This is a genomic window from Rhodococcus sp. 14-2470-1a (genome assembly GCF_002259425.1).
Classification (GTDB): Bacteria; Actinomycetota; Actinomycetes; order Mycobacteriales; family Mycobacteriaceae; genus Rhodococcoides; species Rhodococcoides fascians_E.
In genome coordinates this window covers 1-12,034 of record NZ_NPFZ01000067.1, presented here as the reverse complement: position 1 = coordinate 12,034, position 12,034 = coordinate 1, and the positions used below count along the sequence as shown (strand labels likewise).

Genomic DNA, 12,034 nt, shown 5'->3' with positions numbered 1-12,034 from the left:
ATATACTTCGCTTGCCTTCACCGAAGCGTTGATCGAATCGGGGCTGGCCGGATCGATCGGAAGCGTCGGCGATGCGCTCGATAATGCGTTGATGGAATCAACGATCGGCCTGTACAAAACCGAGCTGATCGACCGCCAGAAGTCGTGGACTGGTCGGGCCGAGATCGAACGGGAAACCGCGTCGTGGGTGCATTGGTTCAACACCAGCCGCTTGCACTCCTCGATCGGCTACATTTCGCCCGTCACCTATGAAAACGAGTACCGTCAGCAATGCTCGATCGCCACTTCCGACCGCGAAGTGGCTTGAACCAGGTCTCCATCAGATCCAGGACAGTTCAATTGAAATGTCCTTGGCAGGTGCACGTGGCTCTAAAATAAGGACGTTGGGCGCAACGCGCTTGGCATGGAACCGTTGCCTCCGGGCAGATCAGAGGAAAGTTCAGCAATGGCGTTGAAGAAATCGGACCTCTACAGCTCGCTATGGGCAAGTTGTGACCAGCTTCGCGGCGGTATGGATGCCAGCCAGTACAAGGACTACATCCTCACATTGTTGTTCGTGAAATACGTCTCCGATAAGGCCGCGACCACCGCGGACAGCAGCCTCATCGAGGTACCCGTGGGTGGCTCGTTCGACGACATGCTCGCCGCCAAGGGCGACAAGGAGATCGGCGACCGCTTTAACAAGACTATCGCCAAGCTCGCTGAGGCCAATGGCTTGCGCAACGTCATCGACCAGGCTGACTTTCTCGATGAAGAGAAGTTAGGCAAGGGCAAGGAGATGGTCGATCGGCTGTCGAAGCTCATCTCCATCTTCGATGACCTCGATTTTCGTGGCTCGCGCGCTGAGGGCGACGACCTGCTTGGCGACGCCTACGAGTATCTGATGCGCCATTTCGCCACCGAGTCCGGCAAGAGCAAGGGGCAGTTCTACACCCCGGCCGAGGTCTCCCGCATTCTTGCCAAGGTGGTTGGAATTGGTTCGAATACCCGCCAGGACCAGACCGTTTTCGACCCGGCCTGTGGCTCCGGTTCGCTGCTGCTCAAGGCTGCAGCCGAGGCGCCCCGCGGCATGACGATCTACGGCCAGGAGAAGGACAACGCCACCTGGGCGCTGTCCAAGATGAACATGATCCTGCACGGCAACGAGATCGCCGAGATCGAAAAGGGCGACACCATCACCAGCCCGCAGTTCACCAAGGGTGACCACCTGCGGACCTTTGACTACATCGTCATGAACCCGCCGTTCTCGGTGAAGTCCTGGAACAACGGCCTCGAGAACGACTACGGCCGCTTCGAGTACGGCCGCCCGCCGGAGAAGAACGGCGACTACGCTTTCCTCCTGCACGCGCTCACCTCACTCAAGAGCACCGGCAAGGCCGCGATCATCCTGCCGCACGGCGTCCTGTTCCGCGGCAACGCCGAGGCCACCATCCGCACCCGCCTGCTCAAGCAGGGATTCATCAAGGGCATCATCGGCCTGCCGGCAAACCTGTTCTATGGCACCGGCATTCCGGCCTGCGTGGTCATCCTCGACAAGGAAAACGCCCAGGCTCGCACCGGCGTCTTCATGATCGACGCCTCCAAGGGCTTCATGAAGGACGGCAACAAGAACCGTCTACGCAGCCAGGACATCCACAAAATCGTCGACACCTTCAACAAGCAGATCGAGATCGACCGCTACTCGCGCATGGTGCCGGTGAGCGAGATCGCCGAGACCGAGAACGACTACAACCTCAACATCCCGCGCTACATCGACTCCTCAGAACCCGAGGACCTGCAAGACCTCAGCGCCCACCTGCACGGCGGTATCCCCGACCGTGACCTCGACGCACTCCAGAGCTATTGGGACGCCTTCCCGCAGCTGCGCAGCCAGATCTTCGCGCCGAATCGTCCGGGCTACAGTGACCTGGCGATCGACGTCAGCGCAGTGCAGCAGGCGATCTTCGACGCGCCCGGCTTCCATAAGCTCCGCGACGAAGCGACCGGCATCGTCGAAGACTGGTTCGCATCGCACTGCGACGCACTGGCCGGCATCACCGCCGACACCAAGCCGAACGAGCTCATCGCGACCATCGGCGACGACCTGCTGGCGCGCTTCAAGCCGATGCCGCTGCTCGACGAGTACGACGTCTACGAGCAACTGATGAGCTACTGGCACGACATCATGCACGACGATGTCTACCTGGTTATGGCGGACGGCTGGCTGACCGCCGCCAAGCCGCGCAAGACCATCGAGGACAAGGAACGCAAGCTCACTGAGGCACCCGATCTGGTTGTCGGATCGGGCCGTAGCGCCACCAAGTACAAGACGGACCTCATGCCGCCGGCTCTAATCGTGGCGCGCTACTTCGCTGACGAACAGGCCGCTATTGAAGACCTCACCGCTACCGCCGAAGAAGCCACCCGCGCTGTCGAGGAGTACGTCGAAGAACATGCCGTCGAAGTCGGACTGCTTGCCGACGCCATGGACGACGACAAAATCTCCAAGGCGCTCGTCGCCGCACGGCTGAAGGCGATCAAGACCGGTGGCGATCCCGACGAGATCAAGGCTATGCAGCACGCTATCAGGCTGTATAGCGCCGAAGCGCTCGCTAAGAAGGCCGTCAAGGACGCACAGGCCGAGCTCGATCTCGCCACGCTCAAGAAGTACGGCGACCTGACCGAGGAGGACATCAAGACGCTCGTGCTCGACGACAAGTGGCGAGCGACCGTCGTGCACCGCGTTGCTAGTGAAGTCGAAGCACTCACACTCGACCTGGTTGCGCGCATTCAGCAGCTCGGTGAACGATACGCCGAGACAGTCGCTCGCCTGGACGTCGAGCTAGAGGAGCTCGAAGCCAAAGTTGCCTCGCACCTGACAGCTATGGGGGTCAACTCGTGACTGCGGTTGAGCGGGTGCCGTTGGGTCAACTTCTTCGTCGGGCACCTCGGTATGGCATCAACGCGGCTGCTGTGCCGCTGAAGCCAAATGTCCCGACGTACATCAGGATCACAGATATCGACGATGATGGAAGGTTCGCACCCAGCCCAAAGGTTGGCGTAGCGCATCCAGCATCTGGAAACTACATACTTAGTTCCGGCGAGCTTGTATTTGCAAGGACAGGAGCGAGTGTTGGAAAGTCGTATCTCTACAATCCTGATGCCGGCCAACTTGTGTATGCCGGATTCCTTATCAACGTTGCTCCCGATTCAAAGCTACTGAATCCCAAATTCCTTTCGCTTTACGTACAGACCAAGGAATATTGGGACTGGATCGCGCGTACGTCGGTACGAAGTGGCCAGCCCGGCGTGAATGGTCAGGAATACGCGCAACTCCCTGTGCCGCTGCCGAACATTACCGTTCAGAACGCAATTGCGGACACGATGGGTGATCTCGACGACCTAATCGCCACCCTCGAACGCCTCATCACCAAGAAGCAGGCGATCAAGCAGGGCATGATGCAGCAGCTCCTGACCGGCCGCACCCGCCTGCCAGGATTTACTGAACCATGGGGGGAACCGTCTTGCTTCGACGAGCTTTGTACCCGACTAACTGGCTTCTGGGGGGAGTCTCGTGCGATCGCGAAGGCGCCCCATCGAGTCCAGGTTATAACGGCCGGAGACATTTCACCTAAAGGTCACCTCAAGGGCGCTGCGACGCGCTTCTTTTCAAGCGCCCAGTTAGCTAAGGCACGATGCATTCGGGACGACCTAGTGGTGACGAGCAGCGGCAATGGTCTTGGCAAGACGGCCTACATTGACGAACCTGGAAGACTTGCGGCATCGAACTTCGTTCGCATCTTGCGACCTCGGAGAGGAGTTTCGGGCTTGTTCTTGGCTCAACTCATGCGTACTTCAGCAGCTCGCGACGTGCTTGATTCGAACACAGCTACGAGCGCCTATCCCAACCTTCTGCCAGGCTTTTTCACGGAACGCTGGATTCCTCATCCGTCATTCGACGAGCAACTGGCAATTGCTGCTGTCCTTCGGGATACAGATCGTGAAGTGGCGGCTCTGCAAAAGCGCAGAGCCAAGGCTCGCGCCATCAAGACCGGCATGATGCAGCAACTCCTCACCGGCCGGACTCGGCTGCCAGTGGAGGTGGCCACATGAGTGCCGGTAAATCGGTCCGCCTATTCCTGGCTGATGGCACGCCGGGTGGATTGCTGACGGCCGAATTTATGAACTGGACCGGTCATGTAGTGGCTGCCCCGCGCTCAGACTTGGCTGCACTGTTGAAGCGTCCCGAGGCGACCCCGTACTGGCATCTACATCCTGCTTGGCGACGATCCGAGCAGCCTGGGCGGGCAGATGGCCTACATCGGTGAAGGTGACGATGTCAGCAAGCGCCTGTATCAGCATGCTCGCTCGGAAGACCAGAACGGCAAAGACTTCTGGGATCGAGCCATCGTGCTGACCAGCAAAGACACCAACCTGACGAAGGCGCATGCTCACTACCTGGAAAGTCGGTTTATTATGCTTGCGCTCCAAGCTAGCCGAGCGCGACTCACCAATGGCACGACGCCACCGCCGATCGTCCTGCCTGAAGCTGATGTGTCGGACATGGAGTATTTCATCGAGCAGGCCAAGATCGTGCTGCCGGTGCTCGGGGTGAGCCTCTTTCGATCACCGCGAACGACGTTGGTGGGATCGAACTCCGAAACTGCCGAAAGCGCGACGGATTCGCCGCTGTTCGAAATGGCGCTGAAGAAGTCCGGCATCACCGCAACCGCACAAGAAGTCGACGGCGAGTTCACCGTGATCGAAGGCTCCAGCGCCCGGCCGAAGTGGACGGGCGGCGAGGGACACAGCTACACCAGCCTGCGGGCGAAGCTGGAGCAGGACGGCACACTCGTGCCCACACCCGACGGATCGGCGATGCGCTTCACCCGCAACCACGTATTTGCCAGCCCGAGCGCAGCCGCCGCCATTGTGGCCGGCCGCAGTGCTAACGGCCGCACCGAATGGCTGATACAAGGTGCACGAAGAACATATGGACAGTGGGAAACCGAAGGAGTTGAGGAGGCGATGAAGCAGGAGGTGACCAATGAGTGATGTAGGACAGATTGAACGAAAGGCGCAAAACCGGGTGGTGGCGCTGTTTCGAGACCAGCTCGGCTACGAGTACCTCGGCAACTGGGAGTACCGCGAGGGCAACGCCAACGTCGAGACCGAGCTACTGACGCAGAACCTGCGCGCTCGCGGCTACGACGACAACCTCATCAACCGTGCCCTCGACCAGCTCGGCAAAGCCGCCTCGGTCGGTGCCGGCCACGACCTCTACGAGGCGAACAGGGACGTCTACGGACTGCTGCGTTACGGCGTGAAGGTCAAGCCTGGAGTCGGTGAGCAGACCGAGACCGTCTGGCTGATCGACTGGAAGATCCCCGACGCCAACCACTTCGTTGTCGTCGAGGAGGTCACCGTCGCCGGGCAGCACACCAAGCGCCCCGACGTGGTGCTGTACGTCAACGGCTTGGCGCTTGCCACGTTGGAACTCAAACGATCCAAAGTCGCTGTCTCGGAAGGCATCCGGCAGACCATCGGCAACCAGCAGCCCGAGTTTATTCGCTCCTTCTTCCCGACAGTGCAGTTCGTCTTCGCCGGTAACGACGTCGAAGGCCTGCGCTACGGCGTCATCGACACTCCCGAAAAATACTGGTTGGAGTGGAAGGAACCCTCCGACGTCGCCGATCCGCTTGATCGAGCGCTGCTGCAGATGTGCAGCAAGCCGCGCCTCCTTGAACTGATCCACAACTTCATCGTCTTCGATGCTGGCGTCAAGAAGGGCCCGCGCCACAACCAGTACTTCGGCATCAAGGCTGCCCAGGAGCGCATCGCTAAGCGTGAGGGCGGCATCATCTGGCACACCCAAGGCTCGGGCAAATCTCTGACGATGGTGTGGCTTGCCAAGTGGATTCGCGAGAACCAGCCCGGCGCCCGCGTGCTCCTGATCACTGACCGCACCGAACTCGACGACCAGATCGAGAAGGTCTTCAACGGCGTCAACGAGCAGATCTACCGTACCAAGAGCGGCGCCGATCTCATCAGCTCACTCAACGCCAGCGAGCAGTGGCTGATCTGCTCCCTAGTCCACAAGTTCCGCACTGCCGACAGCGACGGTGAAGACGACGAGACGACCGCCGACTTCATCAAAGAACTGCACGCCACCATCCCGAAGGACTTCAAGGCCAAGGGCAACATCTTCGTCTTCGTCGACGAAGCCCACCGCACCCAGTCCGGCAAGATGCACACCGCCATGAAGGCGCTGCTGCCCGAGGCTATGTTCATTGGCTTCACCGGCACTCCGCTACTGAAGGCCGACAAAGCCACCAGCATCGAAACCTTCGGCTCGTTCATCCACACCTACAAGTTCGACGAAGCGGTGGCTGACGGTGTGGTCCTGGACCTGCAGTACGAAGCTCGCAACATCGACCAGGAACTGACCAGCCCGGCACAGGTCGACAAGTGGTTCGAGGTCAAAACCAAGGGCATGACCGACCTCAGCAAGGCCGAGCTCAAGAAGCGCTGGGGCACCATGCAGAAGGTCGTCTCCTCCGAGCCGCGCGCCAAACAGATCGTCAACGACATCCAGCTCGATATGGAGACCAAGCCCCGCCTGATGGACGGGCGCGGCAATGCAATGCTCGTCGGCTCGAGCATCTACCAGGCCTGCAAGTTCTACGAGATGTTCGTCGCGGCTGGCTTCAAGGGCAAGTGCGCCATCGTCACCAGTTACACCCCGAATGCCAGCGACATCGCCAAGGAAGACTCCGGCGCGGGCAAGACCGAGAAGATCCGCCAGTACGACATCTACCGCAAGATGCTGGCCGACTACTTCGACGAACCCGAAGACGCCGCCGTGAACAAGGTCGAGGAGTTCGAGCAAGCCGTCAAGCGCCAGTTCATCGAGAACCCCGGCCAGATGCGGCTGCTGATCGTGGTCGACAAGCTACTGACCGGCTTCGACGCGCCTTCGGCCACGTACCTGTACATCGACAAGAAGATGCGCGACCACGGTCTGTTCCAGGCCATCTGCCGCGTCAACCGCCTCGACGGTGACGACAAGGACTACGGCTACATCGTCGACTACCAGGACCTGTTCAACTCCATCGAGAATGCAGTCGACGACTACACCTCCGGTGCACTGGACGGCTACGAGAAGAAGGACATCGAGGGACTGCTGTCTGATCGCATCGAGAAGGCCCGCGAGAATCTCGACGAAGCTCTCGAACGCATCCGCGCCCTCGTCGAACCTGTTGTGCCACCGAAGAACACGCTGCAGTACCAGCAGTATTTCTGCGCGGTGGAGCAGGGCAACGCCGAACAGCTCAAGGCCAACGAGCCGAAGCGTGTCGAGCTGTACAAGGCGGTCGCGGCCGTCACCCGTGCCTACGCCAACTTGGCGAACGACATGATTGCTGCCGGTTACAGCCAAGCCGACGCCGAGGCGATCAAGTCCGAGATCGCACACTACGTCGACGTGCGTGCCGAGGTGAAGCTCGGTGCTGGTGAGGACGTCGACTTCAAGCAGTACGAGGCCGGCATGCGGTTCCTGCTCGACACCTACATCCAGGCTGGCGCTTCCGAAGTCGTCTCCAACTTCGAAGATACGGGTCTGATCGACCTGATCGTCAAGCTCGGCGCTGGTGCGATCGACAAGCTGCCCGCCGGGATCAAGAAGGACCCCGAAGCGGTCGCCGAGACCATCACCAACAACATGCGCAAGGTGATCATCGACGAGCACGCGCTGAACCCGAAGTACTACGACAAGATGAGCGAACTGCTCGACGCCATCATCGAACAGCGCCGCCAACAGGCCGTCGACTACCAGGAGTACCTGGCGAAGCTGCTCGATGCGGCGAAGCAGCTCGGCACCAAAGAGTCGGACACGAAGTATCCCGACTGGGCAGACAACGGCGCGCGGCGGGCGCTGATCGACTTCGGCTGGCCCGATCCGGCAACACCGATCCAGGTGGATACCGCGATCTTGACGAGCAAGCCGCACGACTGGGTGGGCAACGCGATGAAGGAGAAGGTGGTCAAGCGGGCGATTAGTCGCACGTTGCCAGATGATTTCGACCGCCTCGACGAACTATTTGAACTAGTGAAGGCGCGCGATGAGTACCGCTAACGCCTACCTCACTATCCGTGGCATCGACATCGACGTCATTTACAAGGACATCAAGAACCTGCACATCGGGGTCTACCCGCCGCTGGGCCGCGTGCGGGTGGCCGCACCAGCACGACTCGACGACGATGCTGTGCGCCTTGCCGTGATCCAGCGTCTGCCGTGGATCAAGCGGCAACGCGATAAGCTGCGGTCCGCCGAGCGGCAGTCCGAGCGCGAGATGGTGACCGGCGAGTCGCACTACGTGTGGGGCGTTCGTCGCCGGCTCAAGGTCGTCGAACGGCCCGGTCGGGCGCACTTCGAGATCGACGGCGAGCGGCTGGTGTTCTACGTGCCCGCTGACACCTCGGCCGAGAAACGACGCGCCTACCTCGACAAATGGTACCGCGACCAGCTTCGCCAAGAGATCCCCGACCTCATTGCGAAGTGGGAGCAGGCGCTCGGTGTGACTGTGCCGAAGTGGACGATCCGGCGGATGAAGACCAAATGGGGCTCCTGCAACCGCGAGACCCGGCACATCTGGTTTAATGCCGAACTCACCAAGAAGCACCCCGACTGCCTGGAGTACATAGTCGTCCATGAGATGACGCATTTCTTCGAACGCAACCACGGCGAGAGGTTCACGAGCCTGATGGATCAATACTTGCCCGATTGGCGCAGCCGGCGAGACCAACTCAATGCAGCGCCTCTAGGTGCTGAAGAGTGGCGGTCATAGGTATGAATATGCGTGCACCCAAGAGCGAAGCTACCGGAACTTCAGGTCAATCTTTTGTGAAGGGAGAGTTTGAAGAGCTTGGCTGGGGTGCCGTACCTAATCCTGAGCACGACCTCGGTACAGATCTGTGGCTGATGGCTAGAGATGAGAACCGATTTGACTTGGGTGCTCTCGTTGGCGCTCAGGTTAAAACCGGAGAATCCTACTTTAAGTCCCCGAAGAAGGATGAGGGGTCTGGTGAGATTGTCGGCTGGTGGTACGCAGAAGGGGATGACAGTCACTTCGACTACTGGAGTGAGCACACTACGCCACATATTCTGGTACTGCGCGACGCAAAGACGAAAACTTCATATTGGGTTCATGTCACCTCTGAGGTTCTTCAGTCAACTGGTAAAGGAAACAAGATCCTTGTACCTGCTTCGCAGACGGTCGATGAAAGCAGTCGCGAGGCGCTCACGGCTGTAGCGACTAGCCCTTCCAAAGCGGCCAGCCTCGATGGCAGCGTCTGGGGAGCCAGTTGGAAGGTCCCGCAGTCTGACCGACTCAGATATGCCTTGATGGCCCCCAGGCTGGTTGCGCCCCACCCGAACAAGGGCCAAGTGCTGCCGGATGCCACGGAAGCCATAGCAATGCTGACACAGGGGCGATTTGGTGATCTGCGGGATGTAGCATCACCCGGCAAGCGCGCGGAAGCAAAAGAAGTCGCTGATCCCGAATCTTACGTTTGGAAGCTATTCGACGCCGCCTGGAAATGGGTGGTATCGGGCGACCTGTCCGGGCTCCGAGATCTAGGTGAGACGACGGACCATCGCTACATTGCCGGAGTGACGGCCTTGCGAGCCGCAGCCTTGATCGAGCACGGTCAACCAGGAGAGGCTCTCACTGCCGTGCAGGCGGTGCGATCTCAAGAAGGACTAAGCACAATCGATCTTGCGTGGCTGAAGAGCCACGAGTCGCGCTGTTTGGTTGAGTTGGGCCAGTTGGAGGAAGCTCGCGACCTCGCTCTCGAGGTGCAGAAACTCCGAGCGATAGCACCTAATGATCCTACCGCCAATGCGCTTGTCGCGGTTACCACTGCACTTGTATTCGACACGAGCGGTTTTGGCGCGCGAGACGTAGGTGAACTCATTCAGTCTATCGACACCTCAACTCGCTGGTGGCGTTCACAGACCATCGCCAACGGGCTCGAAAGATACTTCGATAAGCAATTTGACAATTGGGGCCGTGATTCGAGTGTCATATGGGCTGCGAGCGATACCGTGTGGACAAGCCTCCGCTCGGCAACGCTTCTAGCCGGCTTGAGCGCAGATCACGGGGGCTGGCGTAACGCTATGTCGTTACTGGCACGCCGTGAGCTAATGAAAGCAACCTCGGCGGATACTGAGATTATTCTGGAGGCATTGACGGACTTGCTGAGGGCGGGTGCCAAGAGTCAGTTAGTGCTTGCAGTTCGCAAACTCGGTGACGATGGCCCTGTCGAGCCACTCGTCATCCTGACTGGGAGCCTGCGACTGGAATCGGCTCCAAGATCATCCCTCGGGTCTGCCCTTGCGTTCTTGCGCTACGCAGGAGACTTCGCTGAAGTTGCGAACGCTGATCGACATGCAGAATGGCTGCTCCTCACACTTGAGAACCCCGCCCAGATTCGTGATCGATTGAAGCCACTCTTTTTGGTCGAAACCGCCCTACTGGAATCACTCGGCGGTTTGATGCGAAGTATTTCTCCGACGATGAAACGTCGGGTCATGGACCACATCCTCAGGCTTCCGGCGATTGAGGACCAGAGTCTAGCGAGCGGCTATGGACGACTCGTCGCTCTTGTAGGAGGTGACCAGTGGTCCGAAGACGACCGCGCACGGCTATCCGCCAGAACCGATGATAACTGGGAGCTCGAAGACGACGTTCACGGCGTCCTCGCAGCGAACGATCCGGATTTTAGGGACGGACTTCAGGAGAAGATCAGGAACGGAGATCTAATCGCGTTGGGCAACTTCGGAAAGGTCACAGATCTACCCAGGGATGTAGCGGAGGCAGCGATCCAGCATTTGGTGACTCGTATCGAAACCCAAGTAGAACAAGCTCGAAAAGGAAGCTACGGCCTGGGCGGACCCGAACTCGGACAAGCGATAGTTGTATTGAATGCTTGGCATCGCGAGGTCGCGCGATGGGACGTAGTGGAGATGCTACTTTCTGAGCACATGTCTCACCCAAGCCACATCATTGATACGCTGGACTCTCTCGGCAAGGTTGCAGAACAGATTCCATTTTCCGAGAAGGTGCTTCTCAAGCCTCTCCTTGAAGAGATCACTCAAAGGCCGGCGTACGAACGTGACACGGCCTTCATTCCGCTCAATTCGTCCCCCCAATCGGCAGCTAGGCTTGCATTGCTTCGCATTTTCCCGGATGAGGTAGCCGACTCGACAATTCAGGACCTTCTTGCAGGTTCGGACAGTGACCGCGAGGTAGCCGCCACTGTCGCAGGAACGAGGAGGGCGAATGGAGACCGCAATCTGCTTAGCTCCTTAGCTAGGGATGTACACCCGCAGGTACGGGTAGCAGCGATCGTGGGATTGGCGAAGTGGTTTGCAAGTGAGAACTACGTACCCGCGACCGCGGCGGTAGTGACAGTACTAGTCCGACGTGGCGGCCCACTCACAGCCACGCAGGTGAGTAGATGTTTGCTCGGCATGCCCAGGAGCGAGGCTAGGGATGCATTGCTGCGATCTCTCGCCAACCACCCTTCTGCTCTCGTGCGAGCCCGGGTAGCGGTCGGTCTGACCGATTGACGACGGACCCAATAAGGTAGCGGATGTGCATCAGTATCGTGCGCCGGTCGACCGGTCGTGATCCAAATCACTGGTTGAGCATGCCTGCGACAATCAATCGCACATCCGCATGCCCCATCCCACTTCCGCCGCAATCGCCTCCGGCTTCAATCCTTCCGCCCACAGCTCCCGAACCCGATCTTCCTGTTCGGCCGTCACCCTGCGGCGCTGCGGTGGGATTCCGGCTTTGTGAACTGTCCTGGGACTGGTGGAGACTGTGATCTCACCAGGAGAATGCAGGTATGGGTGCACCAAGGAAGTTCGATGCCGAGACTCGTGAGCGGGTGACGAGGCTCAGCGAATTTCAGCAGTTGTGCTCGGCGAAACTCGTCACCCGTGAGCGGTCTTCACTGTAGTGGTTGGCGGGTTCCGGTGGTGGCTTTG

General features: G+C 59.4%; 7 protein-coding genes. All 7 read left to right on the top strand.

Annotated elements, in window-relative coordinates:
• The coding region (locus CH292_RS28470) for an integrase core domain-containing protein (protein WP_143545732.1) at window positions 1-307 on the top strand (307 nt) is incomplete at its 5' end.
• 138 nt (window positions 308-445) lie between these two features.
• On the top strand, window positions 446-2,881 hold the full coding sequence (locus CH292_RS28465; RefSeq protein WP_094656350.1) for a type I restriction-modification system subunit M: 2,436 nt from the start codon (window positions 446-448) through the stop codon (window positions 2,879-2,881).
• Window positions 2,878-4,092, top strand: coding sequence for a restriction endonuclease subunit S (locus CH292_RS28460; protein WP_179278122.1), 1,215 nt, complete (start codon window positions 2,878-2,880; stop codon window positions 4,090-4,092). Before CH292_RS28465 ends, CH292_RS28460 begins: the two co-directional genes overlap by 4 nt.
• A gap of 198 nt (window positions 4,093-4,290) precedes the next feature.
• Entirely contained in the window at window positions 4,291-5,034 is a 744-nt protein-coding gene (locus CH292_RS28455; protein ID WP_256978612.1) for a GIY-YIG nuclease family protein, read from the top strand.
• Window positions 5,027-8,113, top strand: coding sequence for a type I restriction endonuclease subunit R (locus CH292_RS28450; RefSeq protein WP_094656348.1), 3,087 nt, complete (start codon window positions 5,027-5,029; stop codon window positions 8,111-8,113). The genes CH292_RS28455 and CH292_RS28450 overlap by 8 nt, the downstream gene beginning before the upstream one ends.
• Window positions 8,100-8,825, top strand: a complete 726-nt coding sequence (locus CH292_RS28445; protein ID WP_094656347.1) for a M48 family metallopeptidase — start codon at window positions 8,100-8,102, stop codon at window positions 8,823-8,825. The genes CH292_RS28450 and CH292_RS28445 overlap by 14 nt, the downstream gene beginning before the upstream one ends.
• Window positions 8,813-11,611 (top strand): DUF4365 domain-containing protein, encoded by a 2,799-nt coding sequence (locus tag CH292_RS28440; RefSeq protein ID WP_143545845.1) that lies wholly within the window; start codon window positions 8,813-8,815, stop codon window positions 11,609-11,611. Before CH292_RS28445 ends, CH292_RS28440 begins: the two co-directional genes overlap by 13 nt.
• Window positions 11,612-12,034: the final 423 nt, after the last annotated feature.